General features: G+C 69.2%; 28 protein-coding genes. 15 read left to right on the plus strand and 13 right to left on the minus strand.

The window, feature by feature from the left end; genetic code table 11:
• The first annotated feature begins 153 nt into the window (after positions 1 to 153).
• On the plus strand, positions 154 to 1,104 hold the full coding sequence (locus Aco04nite_RS48175) for a LysR family transcriptional regulator (protein WP_213003873.1): 951 nt from the start codon (positions 154 to 156) through the stop codon (positions 1,102 to 1,104).
• Between the two features lie 276 nt (positions 1,105 to 1,380).
• Here Aco04nite_RS48175 and arfA read toward each other — a convergent pair whose 3' ends face one another.
• The 5 genes from arfA to Aco04nite_RS48200 form a co-directional block, all read right to left on the minus strand.
• Complete coding sequence (gene arfA / locus Aco04nite_RS48180) at positions 1,381 to 2,862, minus strand: arabinosylfuranosidase ArfA (RefSeq protein WP_213003874.1); 1,482 nt, start codon at positions 2,860 to 2,862, stop codon at positions 1,381 to 1,383.
• Positions 2,863 to 2,864: 2 nt separating this feature from the next.
• On the minus strand, positions 2,865 to 3,710 hold the full coding sequence (locus tag Aco04nite_RS48185; protein ID WP_244876848.1) for a carbohydrate ABC transporter permease: 846 nt from the start codon (positions 3,708 to 3,710) through the stop codon (positions 2,865 to 2,867).
• 2 nt (positions 3,711 to 3,712) lie between these two features.
• Complete coding sequence (locus Aco04nite_RS48190) at positions 3,713 to 4,651, minus strand: carbohydrate ABC transporter permease (protein ID WP_244876849.1); 939 nt, start codon at positions 4,649 to 4,651, stop codon at positions 3,713 to 3,715.
• Positions 4,652 to 4,665: 14 nt separating this feature from the next.
• Positions 4,666 to 5,970 carry an extracellular solute-binding protein gene (locus tag Aco04nite_RS48195; RefSeq protein WP_213003875.1) on the minus strand — a complete coding sequence of 435 codons (1,305 nt, stop codon included), beginning with the start codon at positions 5,968 to 5,970 and terminating at the stop codon, positions 4,666 to 4,668.
• A gap of 85 nt (positions 5,971 to 6,055) precedes the next feature.
• Positions 6,056 to 8,353, minus strand: a complete 2,298-nt coding sequence (locus Aco04nite_RS48200; RefSeq protein ID WP_213003876.1) for a putative bifunctional diguanylate cyclase/phosphodiesterase — start codon at positions 8,351 to 8,353, stop codon at positions 6,056 to 6,058.
• Positions 8,354 to 8,435: 82 nt separating this feature from the next.
• Between Aco04nite_RS48200 and Aco04nite_RS48205 the strand changes: the two genes are divergently transcribed.
• Positions 8,436 to 8,639, plus strand: coding sequence for a hypothetical protein (locus tag Aco04nite_RS48205; protein ID WP_213003877.1), 204 nt, complete (start codon positions 8,436 to 8,438; stop codon positions 8,637 to 8,639).
• On the opposite strand, the gene Aco04nite_RS48210 is transcribed toward Aco04nite_RS48205, so the two are convergent.
• From Aco04nite_RS48210 to Aco04nite_RS48220, 3 genes are read right to left on the minus strand one after another with little or no spacing between them, the layout of a single operon-like run.
• Positions 8,611 to 9,123, minus strand: a complete 513-nt coding sequence (locus Aco04nite_RS48210) for a hypothetical protein (RefSeq protein WP_213003878.1) — start codon at positions 9,121 to 9,123, stop codon at positions 8,611 to 8,613. The genes Aco04nite_RS48205 and Aco04nite_RS48210 overlap by 29 nt on opposite strands.
• Before the next feature lie 24 nt (positions 9,124 to 9,147).
• Entirely contained in the window at positions 9,148 to 9,951 is an 804-nt protein-coding gene (locus Aco04nite_RS48215) for a nucleotidyltransferase-like protein (RefSeq protein WP_213003879.1), read from the minus strand.
• 8 nt (positions 9,952 to 9,959) lie between these two features.
• The gene (locus Aco04nite_RS48220) at positions 9,960 to 10,391 is read right to left on the minus strand and encodes a GNAT family N-acetyltransferase (RefSeq protein ID WP_244876850.1); all 432 of its coding nucleotides are present in this window, start codon (positions 10,389 to 10,391) and stop codon (positions 9,960 to 9,962) included.
• 217 nt (positions 10,392 to 10,608) lie between these two features.
• On the opposite strand from Aco04nite_RS48220, the gene Aco04nite_RS48225 reads away from it, so the two are divergent.
• The 5 genes from Aco04nite_RS48225 (at position 10,609) to Aco04nite_RS48245 (ending at position 15,153) form a co-directional block, all read left to right on the plus strand.
• Positions 10,609 to 11,391: a CAP domain-containing protein gene (locus Aco04nite_RS48225; protein ID WP_213003880.1), complete on the plus strand. Its 783-nt coding sequence runs from the start codon at positions 10,609 to 10,611 to the stop codon at positions 11,389 to 11,391.
• Positions 11,392 to 11,536: 145 nt separating this feature from the next.
• The gene (locus tag Aco04nite_RS48230; protein WP_213003881.1) at positions 11,537 to 12,157 is read left to right on the plus strand and encodes a DNA-3-methyladenine glycosylase; all 621 of its coding nucleotides are present in this window, start codon (positions 11,537 to 11,539) and stop codon (positions 12,155 to 12,157) included.
• 10 nt (positions 12,158 to 12,167) lie between these two features.
• Complete coding sequence (locus Aco04nite_RS48235) at positions 12,168 to 12,659, plus strand: hypothetical protein (protein WP_213003882.1); 492 nt, start codon at positions 12,168 to 12,170, stop codon at positions 12,657 to 12,659.
• Positions 12,660 to 12,722: 63 nt separating this feature from the next.
• Positions 12,723 to 14,246 carry a hypothetical protein gene (locus Aco04nite_RS48240; protein ID WP_213003883.1) on the plus strand — a complete coding sequence of 508 codons (1,524 nt, stop codon included), beginning with the start codon at positions 12,723 to 12,725 and terminating at the stop codon, positions 14,244 to 14,246.
• 103 nt (positions 14,247 to 14,349) lie between these two features.
• Positions 14,350 to 15,153 (plus strand): hypothetical protein, encoded by an 804-nt coding sequence (locus tag Aco04nite_RS48245; RefSeq protein ID WP_213003884.1) that lies wholly within the window; start codon positions 14,350 to 14,352, stop codon positions 15,151 to 15,153.
• Here Aco04nite_RS48245 and Aco04nite_RS48250 read toward each other — a convergent pair.
• Both Aco04nite_RS48250 and Aco04nite_RS48255 read right to left on the minus strand, forming a co-directional pair.
• Positions 15,104 to 16,057, minus strand: coding sequence for a hypothetical protein (locus tag Aco04nite_RS48250; RefSeq protein ID WP_213003885.1), 954 nt, complete (start codon positions 16,055 to 16,057; stop codon positions 15,104 to 15,106). The two genes, Aco04nite_RS48245 and Aco04nite_RS48250, sit on opposite strands and share 50 nt — an antisense overlap.
• A 49-nt stretch (positions 16,058 to 16,106) precedes the next feature.
• Positions 16,107 to 16,931, minus strand: a complete 825-nt coding sequence (locus Aco04nite_RS48255; RefSeq protein ID WP_213003886.1) for an SDR family NAD(P)-dependent oxidoreductase — start codon at positions 16,929 to 16,931, stop codon at positions 16,107 to 16,109.
• A 94-nt stretch (positions 16,932 to 17,025) separates the two neighbouring features.
• Between Aco04nite_RS48255 and Aco04nite_RS48260 the strand changes: the two genes are divergently transcribed.
• Positions 17,026 to 17,676, plus strand: a complete 651-nt coding sequence (locus Aco04nite_RS48260) for a TetR/AcrR family transcriptional regulator (protein ID WP_213003887.1) — start codon at positions 17,026 to 17,028, stop codon at positions 17,674 to 17,676.
• Here Aco04nite_RS48260 and Aco04nite_RS48265 read toward each other — a convergent pair.
• Complete coding sequence (locus tag Aco04nite_RS48265; RefSeq protein ID WP_213003888.1) at positions 17,673 to 17,912, minus strand: hypothetical protein; 240 nt, start codon at positions 17,910 to 17,912, stop codon at positions 17,673 to 17,675. The genes Aco04nite_RS48260 and Aco04nite_RS48265 overlap by 4 nt on opposite strands.
• 345 nt (positions 17,913 to 18,257) lie before the next feature.
• Between Aco04nite_RS48265 and Aco04nite_RS48270 the strand changes: the two genes are divergently transcribed.
• The 3 genes from Aco04nite_RS48270 to Aco04nite_RS48280 are packed head-to-tail and all read left to right on the plus strand — an operon-like array spanning position 18,258 to position 20,538.
• On the plus strand, positions 18,258 to 19,136 hold the full coding sequence (locus tag Aco04nite_RS48270) for a helix-turn-helix domain-containing protein (protein ID WP_203838016.1): 879 nt from the start codon (positions 18,258 to 18,260) through the stop codon (positions 19,134 to 19,136).
• Positions 19,129 to 19,320: a DUF397 domain-containing protein gene (locus tag Aco04nite_RS48275; RefSeq protein ID WP_213003889.1), complete on the plus strand. Its 192-nt coding sequence runs from the start codon at positions 19,129 to 19,131 to the stop codon at positions 19,318 to 19,320. The genes Aco04nite_RS48270 and Aco04nite_RS48275 overlap by 8 nt, the downstream gene beginning before the upstream one ends.
• A gap of 9 nt (positions 19,321 to 19,329) precedes the next feature.
• Entirely contained in the window at positions 19,330 to 20,538 is a 1,209-nt protein-coding gene (locus tag Aco04nite_RS48280) for a hypothetical protein (RefSeq protein ID WP_213003890.1), read from the plus strand.
• A gap of 12 nt (positions 20,539 to 20,550) precedes the next feature.
• Here the strand turns inward: Aco04nite_RS48280 and Aco04nite_RS48285 are convergent, their stop codons facing one another.
• Positions 20,551 to 21,342, minus strand: a complete 792-nt coding sequence (locus Aco04nite_RS48285) for an endo alpha-1,4 polygalactosaminidase (protein ID WP_213003891.1) — start codon at positions 21,340 to 21,342, stop codon at positions 20,551 to 20,553.
• A 31-nt stretch (positions 21,343 to 21,373) separates the two neighbouring features.
• On the opposite strand from Aco04nite_RS48285, the gene Aco04nite_RS48290 reads away from it, so the two are divergent.
• The 3 genes from Aco04nite_RS48290 to Aco04nite_RS48300 all read left to right on the plus strand — a co-directional run bounded on the left by Aco04nite_RS48290 (position 21,374) and on the right by Aco04nite_RS48300 (position 23,275).
• Positions 21,374 to 21,874, plus strand: a complete 501-nt coding sequence (locus Aco04nite_RS48290) for a type II toxin-antitoxin system PemK/MazF family toxin (RefSeq protein ID WP_244876851.1) — start codon at positions 21,374 to 21,376, stop codon at positions 21,872 to 21,874.
• A 70-nt stretch (positions 21,875 to 21,944) separates the two neighbouring features.
• On the plus strand, positions 21,945 to 22,601 hold the full coding sequence (locus tag Aco04nite_RS48295) for a hypothetical protein (RefSeq protein WP_244876852.1): 657 nt from the start codon (positions 21,945 to 21,947) through the stop codon (positions 22,599 to 22,601).
• Positions 22,602 to 22,621: 20 nt separating this feature from the next.
• A complete protein-coding gene (locus Aco04nite_RS48300) occupies positions 22,622 to 23,275 on the plus strand; it encodes an adenylate kinase family protein (protein WP_213003892.1) in 654 nt (217 codons plus the stop codon).
• Here the strand turns inward: Aco04nite_RS48300 and Aco04nite_RS48305 are convergent.
• Positions 23,272 to 24,024 (minus strand): polyphosphate kinase 2 family protein, encoded by a 753-nt coding sequence (locus Aco04nite_RS48305; RefSeq protein WP_213003893.1) that lies wholly within the window; start codon positions 24,022 to 24,024, stop codon positions 23,272 to 23,274. The genes Aco04nite_RS48300 and Aco04nite_RS48305 overlap by 4 nt on opposite strands.
• A gap of 52 nt (positions 24,025 to 24,076) precedes the next feature.
• Between Aco04nite_RS48305 and tyrS the strand changes: the two genes are divergently transcribed.
• The gene (gene tyrS, locus Aco04nite_RS48310; RefSeq protein WP_280519508.1) at positions 24,077 to 25,333 is read left to right on the plus strand and encodes a tyrosine--tRNA ligase; all 1,257 of its coding nucleotides are present in this window, start codon (positions 24,077 to 24,079) and stop codon (positions 25,331 to 25,333) included.
• The last annotated feature ends 166 nt before the right edge of the window (positions 25,334 to 25,499 follow it).

The raw sequence follows: 25,499 nt of genomic DNA on the forward strand, positions 1-25,499 counted from the left end.
CTTAATTGCGCACAACCCAACGAAAACGGGGGCCGGGAACTTGTGAACGTTCACAGGAATGTGTTTGCGCGCAGGTTACGTATTGACTACGGGAATGTTAGCGATAACACTGCGGAAGACGCATCGATCGACGGAGATCATCGGGAGGGTGTCATGGCGATCAGGGCCGTTCCCGATGGCGTTCATCGAGGTCGGATAGAACTACGCCAGCTCCGCTATTTCGTCACCCTCGCCGAGGAGTTGCACTTCGGCAGGGCCGCAGCCCGCGAGCACATCGTCCCCTCCGCGCTGACCGCCCAGGTCCAGCGGCTCGAGCGGGCCGTCGGCGTTCAGCTCGTTGATCGTACGTCCCGGCACGTCGCCCTGACCGGTGCCGGCGCCCGATTTCTCATCGAAGCCCGTCAAATTCTTGACCACGTCGAACGGGCGGCGGTCCTCGCACAGGGCCTCGCGGTCGCCGCACCCACGCTGCGACTCGGCGTCCTCGACGAGGGGTACGACGCGATCCGGCCGGTCCTGCGGGCCATGCAGGCGGGCTACCCCGAGGTGGAGGTTCACCAGGTGCAGGCAGGCGTGCCGGAGCAGTGCCGGTTGCTCGCCGACGGCCGCCTCGACGTCGGGGTCGGGCGGCTCCAGGGCGGTGCCACGGGGATCGCCGCCGAGGTCTTCCGGATGGATCCCCTGGGGGTGCTGGTGCCGAGCGACCACCCGTACGCCTATCTGCCGAATGTGCCCATCAGCAGCCTGCGCGGCGAAACCCTGCTGCTCTCCGACGAGGAGCAGGCCCCGGAGTTCAACGCCTTCGTCGCCGAGGTGTGCCGCTCGGCCGGTTTCTTCCCGACCCTGTTCCCGGGCAGCGTCCAGACCCTCCGCGCAGCGGTCGACCTCGTCGCCCAGGGCCGTTGCGTCCTCTGCACCCCGGCCTCGACGGACGGCTGGCCGTCCGATGTGGTCTGGCGCCCCCTCGACAGCCAGGTCCCCCGCTACCCCTGGTCGATCCTGTGGCGCACCGCCGACCCGTCCCGCCAGGCCCTCGACGTGGTGGCAACGGCCCGCCGGCTCGCGGTCGACCAGGGCTGGCGCGGCACCGAAATCGCCAGCTGACCGGTGACGCCCCGTGTTGGCCCTACTCGAGTCGACCAGGGTCGGCTCAGGTAGGGCGAAAAGTCCGTCGAATGTTGCGCCGACGCCCTGAAGCCCACAACTTCTGATGGCGCCGGCTGTCAAACGCAGCCAATTCGTGTTCAGCGCAAGACATATAAGTTCTGGCCGAGGTAACGGTCCGTGACAGCCGCCAAAGCCCGGCCGCCAAAGCCCGGCCGCCAAAGCCCGGCCGCCAAAGCCCGGCCGCCAAAGCCCGCACGGCACGGCACGGCAAACTCAGCTCAGGCGAAGCATGTTCCACGAGAGCGGCGGCAGAACAGCCTGCAACCGCCCCCCGTCGAGCTTCGCGTCCTCCAAGATCCGAGGCGCCACCCGATCAGGCGCCGCAGCCGTGTTGATCGCATCCGGGTCGGCGTCGAACAACGCCGTGTGCGAGGCGGTGGTCAGGCCCGGCAGCGAGCGCAGGTCCACGTCGAGGCTCAGCGGGGTGTCCTGCGAGCGGTTGACGGCGAAGATCACCACGCCGGACGACGTCTGCACCGCGACCGAGTCCAGGATCGGCACCTCGCCGAACGCCTTGGTCTCGACGACGGGGGAGTCGGCGACGACCTGCAGGACCGTGCCCTGCCCGTGGGCGGCGGTCAGCGCGAACGGGTGGAACGAGGCCTGGCGCCACACCTGGCCGCCCGGCTCGGTCATGATCGGGGCGATCACGTTGACGAGCTGGGCGAGGCAGCCGATCTTCACCCGGTCGGCGTGCCGGAGCAGGCTGATCAGCAGGTTGCCGACGACCACCGCGTCGGTAACCGAGTAGACGTCCTCGATCAGCCGGGGTGTCTCCTCGATCTCCAGGTTCGTCTCGCCGACGAAGCGGCTCTGGTACCAGACGTTCCACTCGTCGAACGAGATGTTGATCCGCTTGCTGTGCCGGCCGACGGCGCGGGCATGGTCGGCGGTGGCGATCACGTCGTCGATGAAGCCGTCCATGTCGGTGGCGACGGCGAGGAAGCTGTCCCGGTCGTCGCCGTGCTGCTGGTAGTACGCGTGCATGGACACGTAGTCGACGGCGTCGTACGCCTCGCCGAGGACCGTGGCCTCCCACGAGCCGAACGTCGGCATCGCGCGGTTCGAGCTGCCGCACGCGACGAGTTCGATGGACGGGTCGACCTGGCGCATCGCCTTCGCCGTTTCGAGTGCGAGGCGGGCGTACTCATAAGCGGTCTTGTGGCCGGTCTGCCAGGGGCCGTCCATCTCGTTGCCCAGGCACCAGGTCTTGATGGCGTACGGGTCCCCGCCCCGAAGATCCGACCAGTACGTGCCGCCGGGCAGGTTGCAGTACTCGACGAGGGACCGCGCCGCGTCGATGCCCCGGGTGCCGAGGTTGACCGCCATCATCGGCGCGACCCCGGCCGACTTCGCCCACGTCATGAACTCGTTGACGCCGACCCGGTTGGTCTCCAGCGACCGCCACGCCAGGTCGAGCCGACGGGGACGCTCGGCGACCGGGCCGATGCCGTCCTCCCAGCGGTACCCGGAGACGAAGTTGCCGCCGGGATAGCGCACCAGCGGCACGCCGAGCTCCCGGACGAGCGCCGTGACGTCCTGCCGGAAACCGTTCGCGTCGGCCGACGGGTGCTCCGGCTCGTAGATGCCGGTGTAGACGCACCGTCCCATGTGCTCGACGAACGAGCCGTAGAGGCGCGGGTCCACCTCCCCGACACGGAACGCGGGGTCGACGGTGAGGGAAGCCTGGTGCATTTTCACCCTTTCAGGCCGCTGCCGGCGATGCCTTCGACGATGTTGCGCTGGAACAGCAGGAACACGGCGACCAGGGGTACGGCGCCGAGCAGAGCGGAGGCCATCGTGTCCGCGTACCTGATGCCGAACGTGCCCTGCACCGTGGCGAGGCCGACCGGCATCGTCATGTTGTCGGGGTTGCTGAGCACCAGCAGCGGCCACAACAGGTCGTTCCACGAGGAGACGAACGTGAAGATGGCGACGGCGGCGACGGCCGGGCGGGCGAGCGGCATGATGATCCGCGCGTAGATGCGCAGGAAGCTCGCCCCGTCGAGCCGGGCGACCTCTTCGAGCTCCTTGGGCAGCCCGTCGAAGAACTGCTTGAAGATGAAGACGGCGATCGCGGTGGGGATCTGCGGGAGGCTGACCGCCCAGAACGTGTTCAGCAGGCCGATCGAGTCCATCTCGCGGAACTGCGGGACGATCAGCACCTGGCTGGGGACCATGATCCCGGCGAGCACGACCCAGAACACCACGTTGCGATACCGGAACCGCATCCGGGACAGCGCGAACGCGGCGAGGCTGCCGGTGAGCACGGCTCCGAACGCGGTCAGCGTCGCGATGAACAGGCTGGAGCCGAACCACCGGATGATGTCGGTCTCGTTGATGATCCGGCCGAACGCGGAGAACGTCGGGTTGTCGGTCCACCACGTGGTCTTGGTGGTCTCCTCGTTGGGTTTGATCGCGGTGTCGAACGCCCACGCCAGCGGGACCAGCCACAGCAGCGCGAACGCGATCAGGACCCCGGCGCAGATGCGGTTGAACAACTTCATCCGGGTGTCGATCGACATGGTCGTCATCGTCGTCATGGTCAGACCTCCTTTTCCTGGCGGCGGACGATCGCGAACCACACGGCGGAGACCGCGAGCACGACCAGGAAGAACAGCATCGACACCGCGGAGGCGTACCCGATGCGGAAGTTGGTGAAGCCGCTGTCGTAGACGTACTGAAGCACCGAGCGGGTGGCGAAGTTCGGGCCGCCGGAGGTCATGATGTACATCTGGTCGAAGACCTTCAGCGACGCGATGACCTGCAGGACGGCGACGAGCGTGAGGGTCCGGCCGAGCATCGGCAGGGTGATCGAGCGGATCTGCTGCCACGGGCCGGCGCCGTCCATCGACGAGGCCTCGTAGAGCTCCCGGGGCACCTCCTGCAGACCGGCGAGGAAGAGCACGAAGTTGAAGCCGAGCGTCCACCACAGCGTGGTGACGGCGAGCGACGGCATCGCCCAGCTGGGGTCGCCGAGCCAGTTCGGCGACGTGAGGCCGATCTTCGTCAGCGCGGTCTCGATCAGGCCGAGCCCCGGGGTGTAGAGCCACATCCAGATCAGCGCGACGACAGCCGACGGCAGGACGTAGGGCACGAAGAACGCCAGCCGGAAGAACCAGCGGCCGTGCTTCACCCGGTCGGCGAGCAGCGCGAGGACCAGCGCCAGCACGATGAGCGGTGGGGTGGTGAGGATCGTGAACCAGATCGTGTGCCACAGCGACGACCAGAAGTCGGCGCTCTGCAGTGCCTCGGTGTAGTTGCCGAAACCGGCGAAGCCCGACAGGCCGGGCTTGACCATGCTGGTGTCGAAGAAGCTCATGACCAGCCCGTAGAGCGCGGGCCCGGCGATGAACAGTACGTAGAGCAGCAGGAACGGCGTGAGGAAACCGGCGGCGGGCAGGCCCTGGCCGCGGGGACGCGGTGGTGGTGGGTCGTCGTCCATGGCCTGCCGGGTCGGCAAGGCGGTCTGTGAAGTAGTCATCGGGGCACCACCTTCTATACCGGCGAAGCGGTCTTGGCCAGGCTCGTGAGGTCGGAGCGCATCTGGGCGACCGCGGCGGCGGGAGCCGCACGGCCGGCGAGGACGCTGCCGATCGCCGCGCTGGTGACGATCTCGAAGTTGGATCCGGAGCCGGAGTACCAGCCGTCCGGGTCGTAGACGGCCCCGTCGGCGGCGGCCGCGTAGTTCGACTGCGGGGTCATCGCCTTGTACTCGGGGCTGTCGAGGAACGGTTTCCACGCCGGGACGTGCCCGCCCTCGGCCCACGTCTTGCTCTGGTCGAGCAGGAACCGGATGAACGCCAGCGACCGGTCGATGTTCGCCTGGTCCTGGTCCGGCTGCTTCGGGATGACCAGGGTGTGCGAGTCGGCCTGCACCGCGTACTTGCCGCCGCCGAAGATGTTGGGGAACGACGTCATCGAGAACGGCAGCTTCGCGGTCTGGAACGTCGAGATCTCCCACTCACCCTGGAAGTAGAAGCCGGACTGCCCGTTGGCGAACGTCGCGATCGCGCCCTGGTAGTCGATGCTGCCCGGCATGAGCCCGTCACGGGTCAGCCCCTGCAGGAACGCCAGCGCCTGGGTCGCCCTGGCCTCGTCGATGACCACCTTGGTGCCCTCGTCGGCCAGGGTCTCGCCGCCCAGCTGCGAGTACAGCGACTGGTAGATGCGCCAGGGGGACGCGACGTCGTTGTCGATCGCGACGACCCCGCCGTACGCCTTCGTGACGTCCTTGGCCTTCTTCATCGCCTCGGTGAACTTCTCGGGAGTGTCCAGCGGGAGCAGGGCCCCGGCGGAGTCGAGCAGTCCGGCCTTCTGGCAGATGTCCGTGTTGTAGAACATGACGAACGGGTGGGTGTCGATCGGGATCGCGTACGCCTTCCCGTCGACCAGCCCCGCCTCCCACGGCCGGGCGGTGAAGTTCGACGCGTCCAGGCCGTGCCGGGCCAGGTCCTCGGGTTTGAGTTCCTCGAGCAGCCCGGCGCTGATCAGCGTCTTAGCCCTGGTCAGGTGGGAGACGGCGACGTCCGGTGGCTTGTCGCCGAGCGTCGCCAGCGACAGCTTCGTGTAATAGGGGTTACCCCAGGCGAGGGTGACCGCCTCGAGGCTCACGCCGCGGTTCGCCGCGCGGTAGGCGTCGAGCATCTGCGTCAGCCGCAGACCGTCGCCGCCGCCGAAGAGGTTCCAGAAACTGAGCGTGCCACCCGGGTCTCGGCCGGGTGTCAGACCGCTGCACCCGGCCAGCCCGAGTGCCGCCGCTGCGGCAGTACCGCCCAGCAGGGCGCGTCGGGTGAGGGCCATGTGATGACCCTGCCGTCGCGGCGTACGCGGGGTCCAGGTTTCGGTATTCGTCAGACCAGAAGTGGCGGTCGCAATCCACGAACGATCACGCGGGTACGGGTCCGGGGCGCAGCAGCTTGCCCAGCTCGGCACCGCTCATCGGGCGGGCGAAGTGGAAGCCCTGGGCGTACTGGTACCCGGCCTGGTGCAGCCGGTGGGCCTGGTCGGCGGTCTCGACGCCCTCGGCGACGGCCTGGATGCGCAGCCCCGCGGTGATGGTGATGAGGCTTTCCACGATGACGGACTGCGGGCTGGCGGTGGTGACACCGTCGACGAACGATTTGTCGACCTTGAGAACGTCGACGGGGCAGTCGACGAGCAGGCTCAGCGACGACTGCCCGGTGCCGAAGTCGTCGAGCGCGACCCGCAGCCCGAGCGCGTTCAGCCCGCGGACGGCGTCCAGGGCGGCGCCGGTGCCGAGCACGGCGGTCTCGGTCACCTCGACGGTGATCAGCGACGGTTCCACCCCGGCGGCGGCCACGACGGCGGCGACCTCGGCGACGAAGCCGGGTTCGCGCAGCTGGCGGGCGGAGACGTTGACGCTGACGCGGGCCGGGGCCAGGTCGCCGTACTCGTGCTGCCAGGCCGCGGCCTGCGCGACGACCTGCTCGAATACCCACCGGCCGACCTCGATGATCGAGCCGTTGCGTTCGGCGAGCGGAATGAACACTGCGGGGGAGATCTCGCCGTGCTCGGGGTGCCGCCAGCGCAGCAGCGCCTCGACCCCGGCGATGCCGCCGTCGGGCAGCTCCACGATGGGCTGGTAGACAACCCGCAGCTCGCCGCGGGCGACCGCCTGGCGCAGGTCGGCGCCGAGCTTGGCGTCCTGGTCGGCGATGCGGTCCATCGCCGGGTCGAACCACGCCCAGCGGCCACCGCCGGCGTTCTTCGCCACGTACATCGCCACGTCGGCGCGGCGCAGTAACTCCTCCGGGGTGTCGCCGGGCACGCTCGCGGTCACGCCGATGCTGATCCGCGGGGTCATCTCGTGCCCGTCGATGACGACCTTCTCCTGCACGCCCTGGATCAGCCGGCGCAGTACGACGGCCGCCTCGTCGCCGGTCAGGTCGGGCAGCAGCAGGGTGAACTCGTCGCCGCCGAGCCTGGCGACCACGTCCTCGCCGCGTAGCCGGTCGTGCAGGCGCCGGCTGACGGCCTTGAGCAGCGCGTCACCGGTGCCGTGCCCCAGCCGGTCGTTGACGACCTTGAAGTCGTCCAGGTCGAGCAGCGCCACCAGGAAGCTCTCGCCGCCGGCCAGCCGTGCGGTGACCTGTTCCTCGAAGTTGGCCCGGTTGGCGATCTCGGTGAGCGTGTCGTGGCGTACCTGATGGGCGAGCTGGACCTGGTAGTCACGCAGCTGCCGCAGGTTGGTGTCGACGGTGCTCAGCAGCGTGTTGTTCTCGCGCAGGGTGGTGATCTGCCGGGCCACGACCAGCGCGGTGATCGCGACGGTCCCGGCGGCGATCAGCCGGCCCTCGGCCGAGCGGGTCAGGTCGGTGCCGAGCAGCATCAGGTCCATCCCGCCGACGGCGAGGTAGGGCACCACGCTGAAGCGCCGCGGCACGGGCCGCTCAGCCGGCTCCTCGATGGCAGCCCTCGCCTGGCGCCGCGCCGCGAGCTGGGCGCAGAACGTGGCGAAGGGCACGGCCAGGAACGCGGTGTTGAGCTGTGGCCGGTCGGCGAGGAACGGCATCAACGCCCCGAACGCGCACGCCAGGGCGGTGCCGAAGGACAGCATGTGCATGGCCCGCCGGTCGAGGCGCCCGGCCCCGGCGAACGCGACCTTCGTGAACGCGATCACCGACACCGACGCGATCATGGCGATGGCGAGCACGGGGATCGCGGAGCCGGTCTGTGCCGCCCACGCGTCCGCGCGGCGCAGCGAGAAGTGCCAGACCAGGATGCCGGTCGTGATCAGGATGATGCCGGTGTCGAGCCAGAACCGGATCCACTCGGCCCGGCTGCGCTCCCAGACCGGCAGCCGCAGCAGCGCCCAGATCGCGAAGACGAGGATGCCCAGGTAGAGCGTGGCGGTCACCGGACCGATGTGCTGAAAATCCTCGGGTACGCGCAGAGCGTCATACGCATTCCCCACGCACGCCGCCGCCAGCAGCACGCAGCACAGGGAGAGTTGCCGCCAGAACCGCGTCGTCCCCGCATCGAGCCCGAACCGGTTGCTGGTCCACCAGCACCCGTGCGCGGCGAGCAGAGACATGACCGGCAGCGGAATCCACCCCAGCACCGGCCACGAAAAGCCGGCAAAAACCCCAAAACCAAACCGCACGAAACAGTACGCGAGCAGCACGGCACCCGCGATCAGGGGCAAGCGCTGACGTACCGGCATGGCCCGATCATCGGTGCCCCCGCCACGGACCTGATGAAAACGCCATGATCGGGTGCTGTGCCCGGTCACCTACCCTGGGTGCATGAGCCTGTCCGGCAAGACCTGCCCCGACTGTCACCGCAGGGTCAAGGCGCCGTTCCAGCAGACCGTCACCGGCCGTGAGGTCTGCCCCGACTGCGCGAACGCCCTGTTCATGGGAACCGCGGCGGGTGTTGTCACCGGTGAGGTGGGCTCCGGGTTCGGCGTCTGGGCGATGCTCATGCGAAAGGTTCGCCGCTCCCGGTGAGCCCGAGCGCGGCCCGCATTGTGGCGACGCAGTGGTCGCGGGCGCGGTCGACGCGCTGGCGGTCGTAGTGCTCCTCGAGGTTCATCTCCGGGTCGGAGGTGCGTACCGGTTTCTGCCAGGCCGTTTTCATCTGCTCGCCGACCTCGGCCTTCGCCTCGTTGGTGAGCAGCCGGTAGGCCGCGGCGACCGTAGGTGCCTCGATGTCGAGCAGTGCCTGGTGGAACGCGAGCCGCGAGTAGATCCGGCTGACCTCTTCGGTGAGCTGGTGACGCCCCTCCGGCGTGCCCGTCCGCCGCCTGATCCGGTAGGGCATCTCGGCGTAGTCCTCGACGACGCTGAGCGCCTCACCGAACGCCAGGGCACGACGCTCGCGCCGGGCGGCACGCCTGTTCAACCCGTAGGTGAGCAGCGCGATGAGAGCGGCGCCCAGGATCGCGATGACCGGCGCGAGCACCGCCGTCGTCTGTGCGGCGGTCCAAGTCATGCTGCGGCTACCGCCCCGGGAACGTCAGAGGGTGTGAAGGACGTCGATGATTCTTCCAGCCGCGGCGGGCTCCCACTGATCCGGGCCCGGGCCGAAGAGCCGGTTGATGCCGTTCTGGCACGCCAGCGCCGCGAACGCCACCGGATCCTCCCGGTAGCACCGGCTCAGCCGGTCGAACGCGCAGCGATAGGGCGCCGGCGTCATGAACACCTGGTCAGGAACGTTGTAGAGCAGGCATTCGATCAGGTAGGACGGCGTCGGATCCCCGGCCAGTTTCCGGGCGCGTTTGGCGGCCCGGACGACCTGTTTGAACCGGCCGCCGGTGCGCAGGTCCTTCTCGTCGCCGTTGCGCCGGTGCTGCTTGGGAAAGTTGACGATCGGCCGGCCTTCGACGTCGCGGAAGAACACGCCCTGCTCGTAGAACTCGACGCCCGGCACGGGGTAGTGACGGTGTTCGGTGGCGACGAGGATGTCGACCATCTCACCGAACAGGGAGTCCTCGTCGTCGACGTTGAGGCAGCGCCGGCCCATGCGCACGGAGTAGGTCTCACCCAGCGCACCGAGGACGTCGTCGCGGAACTCCTCCCAGCCGTAGGCGTCGGAGGGCGTCTTCAACATGAGGACGAGATCGATGTCGCTCGACTGCTCGAGGTAGGTGCCGTTGACCCGCGAGCCCTGCGCGAAGATCTCGTAGGGCCGGGCTGCGAGCAGCGGGGACCGGCGCAACGCGTCGTCCAGCGTCTCCTCGGCCCAGGACAGCAGGAACGCATTGGGCTCCTGGACGGGACCGCAGCCCTGCCCCGGCCGTACGCGGGAAGTCCTGCTCATGACGCCAATTATGCCTCGTCCGCGAGATACATGCCGATCGACTCCGGGGCGCTCTCCACGAACCCGTGCCGGGCGTAGAGACGCCGGCCCGGGGCGTCGGCGAGCAGGTTCACGTACGCCCCCGGGGGTGCCTTGGCGTGGATGCGGTCCAGCAGTACGCCAAGGATCGTGTCGCCGAGGCCTTTGCGCTGGTGGGCGGGGAGGACGGCCATGTCGACGATGTGGAAGTACCAGCCGCCGTCGCCGATGATCCGGCCCATGCCGGCGGCCAGCCCGGTGGGTTCGTGCAGGACGTGGCAGGCGTACCAGCTGCCGGACAGGGCCGGGACGGCCTGGGCGCGGTTGCGGGGTGACAGGCCCGATTCGCGGCGCAGTGCGAGGTATTCGTCGACGGGTGGCGGCCCCTCGAGCAGGCGGTACCCCTCGGGCAGATCGGCCACGTCAGCTCCCGGTGTTTCCAGACCGTTGGTCCCGCGAGTATGCCGCACGGGTGTTTACGGGCAGGTGTCCTTAAGACCTCATGTGTCGATCCTTAAGCGCGTCTGAGGTGAACCCCTCGCGAGGCGCCCGGCGTCCATAGTCGTTGGGCACCGTGACCAGCGGTTGCCGTGCCCGCGTCCCGGGCGCGATCTGCTCCTGCCCGAGGTGACCGGTTCCGTGCCCAAGTCCGCTGCCCAACAGTTCCGGTACACGATGGCGGCGGGTGCCACTGCCGTGGTGATCGGCGTCGGGTTCACGGTCGTGGGTCTGAACCGCCACGCCGATGCGAACGCCGCCGAGGATCGCGCGTCGGTCGACACCCCGCTGGTCACCCAGTCGCCCATCGACCTCGGCGGTGCCGACGCCGACCTGCTGCTGGGCGGCGACCCGAGCGCGTCGGCGAGCCCGTCGGCCACGGCCACCAGCCCGGCACCGAAGAAGACCACGGCGGCGCCGAAGAAGACGACGAGCCCGAAGGCTACGGCGAAGGCGACACCGGCCAAGACGAAGACGAAGGCCAAGACCGAGTCGGTGACCAGCGGTTCGATCCTCGACCAGGTGCTCTCCCACATCAACGCGGCGCGTACGGACGAGGGGCTGGCCGCGCTCACCCTGGATGACGACCTGTCGAAGGCGTCGGCGCTGCACAACGACCTGATGATCGACGGCTGCGGGCTGAGCCACCAGTGCTCCGGCGAGGGCGACATCGGCAAGCGCTTCACCGCCCAGGGCGTGAAGTGGAGCACGGCCGGCGAGAACATCGGCTACGGCTCGGCCGGGTCCAGCGACGCCGAGAAGATCAAGGCCGCGAACGGGCTCACCGACAGCATGCTCGCCGAGGTCGCCCCGAACGACGGGCACCGCAAGAACCTGCTCAGCAAGGACTTCAAGCGGATCGGGCTGAGCGTCGTGCGCGACAGCAAGGGAATCGTCTGGATGACGCAGGACTTCGTCGGATGAGACCTGGAGACTTCCGGCGGCGCCGGAGCCGGCCGCTGGAGTTCGGCCCGACCCGCCCCTTCGGTCCCTCCCGCCCCGGCGGCACCTGCGGTCCCGTGAAGAGGCGCCGGCCGCGGGGGCCACGGCGCCCGGCAAACTAGCCCATGTGACTTATGACTGGGCGAAACTTCCCGGGGACCGGGTCGACGAGGCGGCGCGGCTGCTGCTCGGCTGGCGGCTGAGCTCCGGCGGCGTGACCGTACGGCTGACCGAGGTCGAGGCGTACAGCGGGCTCGGCAAGGACCCGGCCAGCCACGCGCACCGTGGCATGACCGCGCGCAACGAGATCATGTTCGGCCCGGCCGGCTTCCTGTACGTCTACCAGATCTACGGCATGTACTTCTGCGCCAACATCGTCTGCGGTGAACCGGGTGTCGCGGCGGCCGTGCTCCTGCGCGCCGGGGAGGTCGTGGACGGGCTCGACGTCGCGCGCGGACGGCGTACGGTGCGCAAGGATCTTGATCTTGCTGCTGGCCCGGCGAAGCTCGTGCAGGTCCTGGCGCTGAGCAAGGCGGCCCACGGCACCTCGGTCGTCGACGGCACCGGCCCCTTGACGATCACCCCGCCGCCGGAGCCGCCGGAGCAGATCTCCGCGGGCCCCCGCGTCGGCGTGACCTCCGCCCACGACGTGCCCTGGCGGTTCTGGATCACCGGCGACCCGACGGTCAGCGCCTACCGCCGCCACGTTCCCGGCAAAACCCGGAAAACCCCCGCCCCGGGCCGCTAACGTCGCGACGGTGATGTCACGACGGCTCCTTCTGCTCCTGGACGTGCTGTGCCTGACCGGCGTGCTGTGGTGCGCCGTGCTCATCGGCGCCCTGTTCAGCGGGAACGCCCTGGTGCCGAGCACGGTCGCGGTCACCGTCGCCGCCGCGCTCGTGCTGCCCGGCTTCACCGCCGGGATCCTGACCAACCAGCGCACGCTGCGGGGCCGGCGCCCGCAGAGCTGGTTCATCTCGCGCGTCTGGTCGCCGCCGGGGGAGCTGCCGCGCTGGGAGATGATCGCCGCGGGCGTCGTTTTTCTCGCCTTCTGGCTGGCCGGGATCAGCGCTTTCACCGGCCTCAGCGAAACGGTCCGCCCCGGCGACCACCTGGCCCAGGACCGGCAGGTACGCCATGAGCAGCGCTTCGCCCTCGGAGTGCTCGGCGGCGTCGGCACGGGCGGCACAGCACTGGCAGCCTCCAGCCTGATCCGCCAGCGCCGGACGGGGCAGCGTCAAGCCGGGTGACCTTGTAACATCCGTGACCCCTCACGATGCTGAAAGCGAACTCCTGTGCGGCGTAAGCCTCTGATGCTGCTTTGTGCGGCCGTCCTCGTTCCCGCCACCGTGTTCGCGACCACCGGCTCGGCCTCGGCCGCCAGCGGTTCGCTGACCGTCACCACCTACAACCGGCAGGGCGCGAAGGTCGCCACCCCGCTGGTGATCTTCAACGTCGCCACCAACGTGCGCTACACGATGACCAGCGGCAAGACGAAGTCGCTGGCCAAGGGCACCTATGCGGTCCTGGCGAGCATCCACTCCACGAAGGACTCCTCCGACACCGTCGGCGCCCGAGTAGTCAAGATCACCGGCAAGACGTCGACCACCATCGACGCCCGTTCCGGCCGGGCCCTGAAGTTCACCCTCGACAAGTCCCCGGGCGGGACCCCGGACGTGCAGGCCCACCTGTGCGCCGCCGACTCGTCGATGGGCGTGGACGCCTACAACACCGCCGGCAAGGTCTTCGTCATCCCGAACGGCTCCAAGCACCTGCACTCGTCGTTCAGCACCACCTGGCAGTCGTTCAGCAACGAGCAATGGGTGATCGGGACGTCCCACACGACCATCCCGACCAGTCTCACGCGTACGGTGAAACGCTCCTCGCTCGCCACCCTCACGTCCGTGGTGAAAAAGGGCGTCGCGGGCGGCGCCGAGACCAACATCGCGCTGCAGGGCGAGGGCAGCACCGGCAGCTGCCGCGACAGCATGTACATCGGCCTGAACCAGGCCGAGGCGCCGTTCACGATGAAGACCCACTTCTCCGGCGGCAAATGGCTGGTCCGCACCGAGTCCATCGCCACCGAGCAGGGCAACTTCGTCGGCATCGGCAACCAGTGGGTCACCAAGACCTTCACCGGCGGCAAGAGCTACTCCCAGACGAACTTCCGCTCCGCCTGGGGCCCCGGCATCCACCGCCCCGAGGTCACCACCGGCAACCGCATCGGCTTCAGCACCGACGCCATGTTCACCGACCCCGGCTTCGGCTGGCAGAACCTCGACGGCTGGGAAGCGAGCCAGAAGTCCACGGTCTGGCTCTACAAGGGCAGCAAACTGATCAAGAAGCAGACCCGCAGCAACTGGGGCGACGCCGACTCGGGCTTCCAGGCCAAGGTCCCGTCCGCCGGCTGGTACAGACTCAAGGTCAGCGCCCAGCGCTACCGCCCCGGCATCAAATACCCCAGCGACCTGCTCTCCAACAAGGCCGGCGTCTGGTTCTCCTTCTACGCCAACCCGAAGAAGGAAGACACCGCCATCCCGGTCTCGCTGCCCCGCCTCTCCCCGGCAGGCCTCGACATGACCAACCGCGCCAAACCCAGGAGCACAACAACAGTCAACATCAAGACGCAGGGTACGGCCGCCAAGTCCATGACCGCGAAGGCGTCCTTCGACGGCGGCAAAACCTGGAAATCAGTCCCCGTACGCAAAACCGGCACCACCTGGGCCGCCACGGTCAAGAACCCCGCAGCCGGCACGATCGCCCTCCGAGCCCAGGCCAAGACCTCCAAGGGCTACACCACCGAGGTCACGATCTACCGCGCCTACCGGATCAACTGACCACTGCCATAACGGCATCCGTCGATGCCCGCTATGTTCGTATCCCCGGGGTGGGGGTCGGGTCCCGCGCCCCCCACCCCGGCCCCGGACCCGGGAGTCATCCATGGAAGTGGTCGAGCGCTTCGTCGCCGGAAAGAACGGCGACCCCGCCCGCTGCGAGGACGCCATCGTGGAGACCCGCCACCACTTCGCGGTGATCGACGGCGCCACCGACATCAGCGGCCGGAGCTACGACGGCATGAGCGGCGGCCGCTGGGCCATGGTCGCCTGCGCGCAAGCGCTTCTGACCCTTGCCGACGACATCGACGCATACGCGGCGGTGGCATCCCTGACCCGAACGCTCGCCGATCGCGTCGACCCGGACCTGTCACCCGCCGAACGCCCGAGTGCGGCCGTGACCATCTTCAGCGTCACCCGCCGCGAGATCTGGCAGATCGGCGACGTCGGCTTCGCATACGCCGGTCTGGACCCCGCCGTGGGCCAGCCCCGCAAACGGATCGACCAGATCGCCGCGGACTTCCGGGCCGCTGTCATCGCCGCCTCCGCCCCGGTCGATCTCGACACCGAGGACCCGGGCCGGGAAGCGGTCCGTGCCCTGGTCGGCCGTCAAGGAAACCTGCGCAATACCGTCGGCCCGTACGCCTACGCAGGAATCGATGGCCGCCCCGTGCCACCGTCGCTGATAGTCGTGCACCCGCTCCCGGCCACCATCACCGACCTCATCATCGCCAGCGACGGCTACCCGGTCATCCACCCCACCCTCGCCGAAACCGAAGCCATCCTCGCCACCCTGATCGCCCGCGACCCATGGTGCGTCGCCGAGCTGGCGGGCACGAAGGGTGTGCGGCGCGGCCAGATCAGTTTCGACGACCGCTCGTACCTACGGCTGCGAGCTTCTTCTCGATGAGGCCGGACGCGGCCCGGTAGGGCCGGGCGTCGACGATTGTTTCCCCGTCTTCGCTGTCGGCTCCTTCATCGAGGATTTCCGCCCACGATCCGAGGTCGGTGACAACTCCGGCCCATTGCGGGCCGGTCAGAGTGACCGCTGGGCCGTTCGCGGCACGGATCAGAGCGGCGACCCTCAGCCGCTCCTCCGTAGCGCGTTGCCAGTGGTCGCGTTGCCACTCTTCGTGCGCGATGGCGTCGTCCAGATCGTCCGGACGGTTCAGTGCCTCGATGGCCGCGGCGGCCACCTGACGCTGCCCGCCGGTCAGCCGGATGGAGTAGGTACGGTCGGGCAGCAGACCGAGCGTGACCAGGGTTTCGTAGTCGCCGTCGTCAACGGAGCTGAAATCCGGGGCGCCGGGGTCGACGGTGAATCCGCACCAGCCCGACCAGCCGGGCCGGCCCTGTCCCACGTCGCCGGCTCCGCTGACCCGCCAGCGGTAGGACCCGCCGGGCCTGAGCGTCCCCGGCACGAAGTCCAGGGTCGCCGTCCGGCCGGGCCCGGCCGTGGTGCCGCTCGTGATGACATCCGCGCCTTCCTCGGGCGCGAGGTCGAGCGCGACGTACTCGAAACTGACCTCGACCGGCGTGATGCTCGTCGTCGCGAAGCGCGCTGACAGGACGGGCATAGTCGTGGCGACCACCATGTTCGCGGAGCACTCCTCGCCGTCGGTGTCCAGGCCGATCGGCACCGGAACAACCGCAGTCTCGTCGGGGGGCGCCTCCACCGGGTCCACGACGCGGACGGTGCAGGGATTCTCCGTGAAGAAGCAGGGCGGAAGAGCGAAGGCCCGGCCCACCCCTCCGTGCGGCCGCGGCGGCTGGATGAGGAACGCACCTGCCATGGCGACAGCCAAGAATGCCACCAGCGGACCTCTGCTCACCCGCGCAACGATCGGCAGGAAGCCGGCCGAATCAAGCGGATGCGCTCACGCTCGTCGAGCGCCACGCAGCATCGGATGCGGCCAGCTCCCGGGCGGTGTGCTCAGCGATCTGCACGGCGTCGGTCCCCAACAGCAGCCGCAGCGGTGCGTCCCCGCTCTCCACCAGCCCGCGGACCACCCGGACCACGTCGTCGACCTGGGTCGGCTGCCCACCGGTGGACCCTCGGATCATGTCGACAAAGGCGCCCACCGTCGGCCGGTATGCGTCGCTGACCTGCGGGATGGTCATGGACGATCCGGCCCAGTCGGTGGCCATGCCGCCCGGTTCGAGGACGGTGACGTTGATCCCGAGCGGCGCGACCTCCTGGGCGAGCACGGTGGAGAAACCGCCGACAGCCCACTTCGCACTCTGGTACGCGCTGAGCCCCGCCGACCCCACCCGACCCCCGATCGACGACACCTGGAAGATGTGGCCCGACTTCTGTGCGCGCAGCACGGGCAGCACCGCCCGGGTCACGTTGACCACGCCGTAGAAGTTGGTGTCGACCTGGCGCCGGAACATGTCGGCGCTCATGTCCTCGAACGCGGCGAGGTCGCCGTAACCGGCGTTGTTGACCACGACGTCGATCCGCCCGAACGCCTCGATGCCGGCCTGCACAGCAGCGACAGCGGCGTCGGGATCCGTGACGTCGAGCGCGACCGGCAGGATCCGGTCGCCATACGCGGCGACGAGGTCATCGAGCTGTGAAGGCCTGCGTGCGGTGGCGACGACGCTGTCCCCGGCGGCGAGGGCGTTGCTGACGAAGCTGCGGCCGAGCCCGCGTGAGCTCCCCGTGACGAACCAGATCTTCGACATGTGATCCTCCAAGAGACCGGCGGTCTGTTACGTGCTTAACATTAAGAGACCGCCGGTCTGATGTCAACGAACCGGTGGTCCGTAAGCTGTGGGCATGGACACCACGTTCCAGCGCGCCCGCAGCGACGAGCAGCGCGAGGCCCGTCGCCTGGCGATCCTCGGCACGGTCGCGGCGATGCTCACCGAGATGCCGGTCACCGCGATCAGCCTCAACGAGCTGAGCCGCCGCGCGGGCCTGGCCAAGTCCAACGTGTTGCGCTACTTCGAGTCCCGCGAGGCGATCCTGCTCGAACTGCTCGACAGCGAGTGGAAACAGTGGCTCGCCGCCCTGCCCGCGCAGCTGGACGGAGTCGCCGACGGCCCGTCGCTCGCCGTCGCCCTGACCGATTCCCTGCGATCGCGCCGGGTGCTGTGCGACCTGCTCAGCGCCCAGGCCGGCGTGCTGGAGCGCAACGTCTCCGCCGACGTGGCCGCGCGTTACAAACGGGCCGCGCTCGCCGACGTCACCGCGCTGGCCGCCCTGTTCCGCAAAACTTTGCCCCAGCTCACCGCTCCCGCGGCCGAGCAGCTGTGCGCCGCCGCGGTCATGGTCATCGGCGCGGTCTGGACCCACAGCCAGCCGTCCACGGGCATGCTCGCCGCCTACCGCGAGGACCCGTCGCTCGCCACCTTCAAGATGGAATTCGCGCCCAGCCTGCGCGGCGTCCTCGAACTGCTGATCACCGGCGCCCTGCGGACTTCCTAAGCGACCCAGGCCAGGAAGCGCTCGTAGAGATCGGCGGGCGTGGGTGCGCCGGTCGCGGTGAGGTCCTCCACCGCCTCGTACATCGTCGAGGCCATGTAGATCGCCAGATTGGCCGGGAAACGGGCGTACTGCGTCGCGAGTTCCTCGCGGGCGTTCGAGCACGGCCACGTGCCGTCACAGACCAGGCAGTCCCACTCGGGGCGGGCCGGCAGGTGCTCGGTGCGGGGCAGCAGCATCACCGGCCGCCGGGAGGCGGCACGGAGTCGCCGTCGGGTAGCGGCAGGTTCTGCTGGTTGCGGTCGGGGCAGGGCCATCTCAGACCGCAGGTGCATCGGGTACGCCGGAACGCGCGCCGCACTGGTGAATGTCCCGGTGTCGCCGTCATGGTTCTCCCTCCCACCGGCCCCCGCTTGATCACTATCAGCAATGTTGGGGCTACACACAGGAGCGTGCTTGACCTACTCTCAGGCATCAATGGGACACGGCGAGATTCCCGAGATCGAATTCTCGCTGTCTCGTCCGAGGCGATCCGAACGTCTCGTTTGTTGCAACTGGAAAGTTTCCGACACCTGGAGGACGGGTTGAGCACGGAGACAGGCTCCACGGTCCCGAGGCGACAGGCCGGCCGGCTCATGAAGCAGCTGCGCGAGCGCGCCGGGATCTCGCTGATGGCGGCCGCCGAGGAGCTCGAGTTCTCCCGGGCACGGATGTACCGGATCGAGAACGGTGAGGTGTCGCTGCGCAAGCACGACGTCCTCGCGATGTGCGCGTTCTACGGCGCCAACGACCAGATCACCGAGGTGCTGGTCGGGCTCGCCCGCGAGTCCAAGTCCAAAGGCTGGTGGCACGCGTACGGCGACGCCGTCCCCGCCTGGTTCGAGCTCTACGTCGGCATGGAAACCGCCGCTGACCGGCTGCGACACTACGCACCGAGCGTGATCCCCGGGCTGCTGCAGAACCGTGAGTACGCCGAATGGGTCTTCCGTAAACGCGCCGACCTCGACGAGTCCGGCGTCCAGAACGCGGTCGCCCTGCGCCTGGAGCGCCAGGAGCTGCTGCGCCGGCACAACCCGCCCCCGCCGAAGCTCGAGGTGATCCTCGACGAGGGCGTGCTGCGCCGGACGATCGCCGACACGCTCGGGATGCAGAAACAACTCGCGCACCTGGTCAACATCTCGCAGCGGGCCGGGGTCAGCGTTCGGGTGATCCCGTTCGCGGCCGGGCCGCATACCGGGTCAAGTGCCGGTATGTTCACCATCCTGGACTTTCCCACCGTCGGCGCGGCGGCACCCGAGCCGACGACGATCTACTGCGAAAATCTGACGGGAGCCCTCTACCTGGACAAGCCCCGCGAAGTGGAGACTTACAGCGGCGTGTGGCGCGAGTTGGACGAAACGGCTCTCGACCAGCGCGCCTCCGAGGATCTGATCGGCACGATCATCAAGGAGAGCGATGGCTGACCTGACCGGTGCCCGGTGGCACAAGAGCACCCGCAGCGGCAGCAACGGCGGCGACTGTGTGGAGGTCGCGGAGAATCTCCCGGGGGTGGTCGCCGTGCGGGACAGCAAGGACCCGGACGGACCGGCCCTCGTGTTCGAGGACGCGGCGTGGCGCGTGTTCATCCAGTCCCTGAAGGACGAGTAGCCGGCGACGGTGAGCATCACCGTTGACCTGCCGGAGCCCGCCGAGCTGTGGCGCCGGTGGGCCACCCTCGCCGCCGCGCTCAGCGCGCTCGGGTACGCCGACGTCTGGTCCGTGGCCAAGTCGGGCGTGCACCATGATGACGGCGGAGGCAACTGGGCCCACCTGGCACAGCTCGACGGCGGCCGCGCCGTGCTGTACGGCTACGACCACGAGTACAGCGCGACTGTGGACGCCGACCCGCCGGTGGATCTGCTCGCCGGCGCACCGTCGTGGCTGCCGTGGGACGAGCTGGTCGCGTACGCCTCCGACGACCAGCTCGGCTACGTCCTGTGGCACGACGACGGGAAGTGGCACCGCGTCGCGTACCCCGACAGCCTCGACGACGGCCTGAGCTCGACCGCCGGTCCGGTCCTCACCGAGCGTGCGGCCCGCGACGAGCTGGCGGAGTTCGTCTTCGAGTGGGGCGAGCACGAGCCAGACACCCCGGCGGAACGCGCTGACGTCGACGCCGCTGCGGCCCGGCTGCTGCAGTCGTTCGGCGTGGAGCCCCTGCGCGAGCTGCTCGGGCGGCTCACCGGTCAGGAGGTCGACCTGCGCGTCGGTCTCGCCGTGGCCACCCGGGCGGGTCTGACCGGCGGCTCCGTGCGCCCGATCCAGGCCGCGGGTGCCCGGCCGGCCCTCCGCAAGATCCGCAAGCTCAGCGACACCGAGCACGACCGGCTGGTCTGGGCGGCGATGCGCCACGAACCGGAACGTACGCGTCCCGCGCCGGTCGGCACGGGTGAGCTCGGGGCCATCGTCACCTGGCTGCGCGCCCGGTCCCCGTACGCCGACGGCCGCTGCTCGCTGCTGGTCTACGCCGACGAGAGCAGTCTCGCCGCCCACCGCGGCGACCATCCACCCCTGGAGAAGGACGACGAGGGCCGCTTCGGGACCTTCCGCGAGCTCTCCGATCTGGTACGCCGTCTGCGCGCCGCGGAAGCAGACGACGCGTACGGCCGCTGGCTCTTCCTGCACCTCGAGACCACGGCAACCGGCTACACCCTGGAACGCCGTTACGACTCGTGGCCGGACTGGTGGACCGACAACGGCATCTCCGGCCCGTGGCGCGGCAACCTGCGCGCCGAGGTGGAGTCCCGCGCCGAGCGCTGGCGCCCCGGCTGGACCCACCTGCTCGACCCCGAGGTCGCCTACCGCCCCGCCGACGAGGGCGTCTAGCGGGCTTGGGCATCAGCAGGTTCGGCGCCATTCGCTCAGCGACTGCTTCTTACGGATCGCGGCGAAGCCAAGCTTGCGTGACGCCGGGCAGAACGTCGACGTCGTCACCTCGTACTCGATCTCGAAGACGGGTTTGCCCTGCGCCACGAACGGCGTGAGCAGCTCGCACTCGTGGTAGTACGCGCACTGCTCGTTGACCGCGAAGTCGAACGCCGGCGCGAGCTGTTTCACCTGGTCGAGGTCGTTCTTCAGGCCGACGGCGAGGCCCAGGCCGTGCGCGAGGGCGGCGATGCGCCGGTTGTAGGTGAGCTGGTCGGCGGCCGTGAGCCCCACACCGTTGCTGTTCGCGTACCCGTCGAGGTTGTCGGGGTCGACCGCGTCGAAACCCTTCCTGGCGCAACCCTGGAACCGGGCTTTCATGATCGGCCCGAGGACGTCCCAGCGGCGCACGTCGAGCCATTTCTCCCCGGGCCAGCCGTCCAGGTCGGCGCCGAGCACCGCAGCCGGGAACCGCTTCGCGTCGGCACGCCAGTCCTCGTAGGAGCCGGCGCTGACGTAACAGATCGCCTTAGCGCCGCGTTTGTGCAGCGTGGCGACCTGCGCGGCGGTGGTGCCGTCCCCGTCGACGTCGAACACCGTGGCGTTGACGCTCAGGTCGAGGCGCCCGGTGAACTGGATCTGCCAGCGGATCGCGGCCGACGCCCGGGGCTTCCACCAGCTCTTCGGAGCGGCCTGGGCAGGGATCGTGTACGCGAGCAGCAGCAGGACTGCCCCGGCGAGCACCCCACTTCGTCGGATCGTCACGGACCCGTCCATCGGCAGTACAGTGCGCGTCGTGAGAAATATCCTCAACACCGTCACCCAGGCCGTGAAGCGTGCGGTGAGCCGCCCCACGCCGACCCCGCTGGGCACCTCGAACCCCGCACCCCCGGCCCGCAAGGGCGCCGGCCACGTCCCGACCCAGAGCCGCGGCCGGCACGTGGAGTACGCCCCCAACCTCGACGGCGACGCCGACCCGGGCGAGGTCGTGTGGACCTGGGTGAAGTACGAGGACGACCCGCACCAGGGCAAGGACCGGCCCGTGCTGGTCGTCGGGCGCGACGGGCGCAACCTGCTCGGCCTGATGCTGTCCAGCCAGAGCGAGCGCGAGGGCCAGCGCAACTGGCTGGGTCTCGGCCCCGGCGCGTGGGACCGCGAGGAGCGCCCGAGCTGGGTCCGGCTCGACCGGGTCCTCGAGGTCGACCAGGACGGCATCCGCCGCGAGGGCGCCATCCTCGACCGCAACCGCTTCAACGAGGTCGCCGGCGTCCTGCAGCGCGACTACGGCTGGAACTGACGGATTTTCACCGCGCGGGCCCCGAGGCATAACCGGGGGCCCGCCGCGGTTGACCATTACCGTGGCACCTATGGATACGGACAGAATGGTCGGTTTCGGCGGTAAGCAGGCGTGGCTCGCGATCCGCGACACCGACCCGGCCCGGGTGCTCGCCGCCCTCGGCCTGCGTGAGCTCGGCGAAGTCTCCTGGCGCAACGGCATCGACCTCGCGCACCTCACCGACGACCGGGTCGCCGTCACCCCGGCCCTGCCCGGCGCCCGCGGCGAGAAGTGGGTGCTGGCAGTGGGCCGCTACCTGCTGCGCCCCGATGTCACCGTCGACGTGACCGACCTCTCCGAACGGCTGCAGACCGAGGTCCAGTTCTTCGCCACCCACCGGACCACCGAGAGCCACCGCTGGCAGCGTGCCGCGCAGGGTTCACTGCTGCGCGCGTTCGGGTATGTAGGCCAGACCGGTGACGTGACGTCCTGGTTCGGCGATCCCGACCCGGCCGAGCGCGCGGCGGGCCTTCCTGCCACGATCACCCCCGGCGCCGACCGCAAGCCGGCCGCCGACCCCTTCGAGGCGGAGCTCGCCGAGCTGCTGCTCGCGGAGGGGGACGAGGACGTGACGGTGCTGGTATCGGAGCAGGACGTGCTCCGGGTCGCCGACGGGTGGAGCCTCGACCCGACGGCGCTCGACGGTCGTCCGGCACCCGGCCCGGTGCTGGTCGGCGCGTTCTCCTGACGAGGCCGGAGGGGTTCATCGTGCGTAAATACGTGATCATGGGCGTGCAGGGCAGTGGCAAGGGCACCCAGAGCGAGCTGCTCGCCGAGGATCTCGGCCTGGTGCACATCAGCGTCGGCGACATCTTCCGCTGGCACGTGCAGAACCACACCAAACTGGGCGCCCAGGTCCGCCGCACGATGAAGACCGGCGACCTCGTCAGCGACGAGCTGGTCGAATCAGTCGTGCGTCAACGCCTCGACCAGCACGACTGGAATTTCGGCTTCATCATCGACGGCTTCCCGCGCAACGGCCGTCAGGCGGAGTTCTTCATGGAGAGCTACGACATCGACGGCGTCATCCATCTGGAGCTCCCCGACGAGGAGGTACGCCGCCGCGTCCTCAGCCGCCGGCTGTGCCCCGGCTGCGGCATGGACTACAACCTCATCGCCGACCGCCCCAAACAGGAGGGCCGCTGCGACATCTGCGGCACCACCCTGGTCGTCCGCGAGGACGACACCCCCGAAGCCCTCGCCGCCCGCCTGCGCGACTACCACGAGAAGACCCGCCCGGTCCTCGAACTCTTCCGCCGCAAAGAGGTGGTCCACGACGTCGACGCCCGCCCCGCCGCCGCCGACGTCCAGCAGCAGATCCGCAAGGTCCTCGACCTGCCGCCCTACCGTCCCGCCGGCTAGTTCTTCTCCAGCCGCTTCTCGATCGCCTCACAGACCTTCTCGACCACGGCGAGGCGTGCGTAGTGCTTGCTGTCACCGGGGATGACATGCCACGGCGCGCGCTTGTGATCCGTACGTTTCAGCATCTCTTCGATCGCCTCCTCGTAGGCCGGGCGCTTCTCGCGGTTACGCCAGTCCTCGTCGGTCAGCTTCCAGGTGCGCAACGGGTCACCGGCCCGGTCCTCGAAGCGGCGCAGCTGCTCCTCCGGGGAGACGTGCATCCAGAACTTGACCATGATCGTGCCCTCGTCGGTGAGGGTGCGCTCGAAGTTCACGATCTCGTCGTACGCGCGACCCCACTGCTCGTCGGTGGCGAAGCCCTCGACGCGTTCGACGAGCACCCGGCCGTACCAGGACCGGTCGAAGACTGCCATCCCACCCCACCCGGGCAGCTTCGGCCAGAAACGCCACAGGAAGTGATGGCGCTTCTCGTCGTAGGTGGGGGCCGCGAACTGGGACACGCGCACGTGCCGGGGGTCGAGCGGCGACGCGAGCCGCTTGATCGCCCCGCCCTTACCGGAGGCGTCCCAGCCCTCGAAGACAACACACAGCGGCGGCCCGATCTTCTTCTCCCCGATCTGCCCGCCCCCGATCTGGCCACCCAGGATCAGTCGCAGTCGGAGGAGCCGCTGCTGGGCCTCCTCCAATTTCGCGACGGCCTTCTTCTTGGACAGCTCAACAGGGGGAGCGGCGGAACCGAGACGACTCATCCCAGCAGTATCCCGCTTGGCCGCCCGCACGGGTGTGCAGGACAATCAGGGCGTGACTCTCGTTGACGACATGCTGTGGCGCGGACTGATCCAGGACTCGACCGACCCCGACGAGCTGCGCAAGCACCTCGACGGCGACGCGATCACGTTCTACGTGGGCTTCGACCCGACCGCGGCGTCCCTGCACGTCGGCAACCTCATGCAGGTCGTGACCGCCCGCCGGCTCCAGCTCGCCGGGCACAACCCCCTGCTGCTCGTCGGCGGCGCCACCGGCCAGATCGGCGACCCTGGCGGCCGCTCCACCGAGCGCCAGCTCAACCCCCAGGACGTCACCGCCGGCTGGGTCCTGCGCATCCGCGACCAGCTCACCCCGTTCATGACGTTCGACGGTGACAACGCCGCCACCATGGTCAACAACCTCGACTGGACCGGCGAGCTCTCCGTCATCGACTTCCTGCGCGACGTCGGCAAGCACTTCCCGGTCAACAAGATGATCGCCCGCGACGTCGTGAAGAACCGCCTCGAGACCGGCATCAGCTTCACCGAGTTCAGCTACCAGCTCCTGCAGGCCAACGACTTCTACGAGCTGCACTCCCGCCACGACTGCTCGCTGCAGTTCGGCGGCTCCGACCAGTGGGGCAACATCACCGCAGGCGTCGACTACGTGCGCCGCCGCGGCGCGGGGCCGGTCTTCGCCTTCACCACCCCGCTCGTCCTCAAGGCCGACGGCACCAAGTTCGGCAAGAGCGCGGGCGGCGCCACCTGGCTCGACCCCACCATGACCTCGCCGTACGCGTTCTACCAGTTCTGGGTCAACGCCGACGACCGCGACGTCCCGCACTACCTGCGCTACTTCAGCTTCAAGACCCGCGAGGAGATCGAGGAGCTGGAGAAGGCCACCGCCGAGCGCCCCCAGGCCCGCCTCGCCCAGAAGGAGCTGGCCTTCGAGATCACGGCCCTGGTCCACGGTGAAGAAGAGGCAAACCAGGCGGTCATGGCCAGCCAGGCGTTGTTCGGCCGAGGTTCCCTGAGCGACCTCTCCGCGGACACGCTGCGGGCCGCACTGTCCGAGGCCGGCATGACTCAGGTACGCGGTGAGCTGCCCACGGTCGTCGCCCTGCTCCAGGAGGCCGGCCTCGTGAAGAGCGGGGGAGACGCCCGCCGGACGATCGCCGAGGGCGGGGCCTACCTCAACAACGAGCGCATCACCGACCCCGAGGCCGTCATCCCGGAGTCCGCGCTGCTCCAGGGCCGTTTCCTGGTCCTGCGCAAGGGCAAGCGCACCTTCGCCGGCGTCGAGCGGGTCTGACCTCAGTCTTCGCCTGCCATGCTCCAGGCTGTGCCTGCCATGCGTCAGTCTTTGGCTGCCGTGCGTCAGTCTTAGCCCACCGTGCGTCAGCGCGCGGTGGGCTCGGTCACCCCACCGGGTCTGGATTTGGCGCCTGCGCGGCCACCGGGTAATGTTTTGCGAGCCG

Source organism: Winogradskya consettensis (assembly GCF_018332715.1).
Lineage (GTDB): Bacteria > Actinomycetota > Actinomycetes > Mycobacteriales > Micromonosporaceae > Actinoplanes > Actinoplanes consettensis.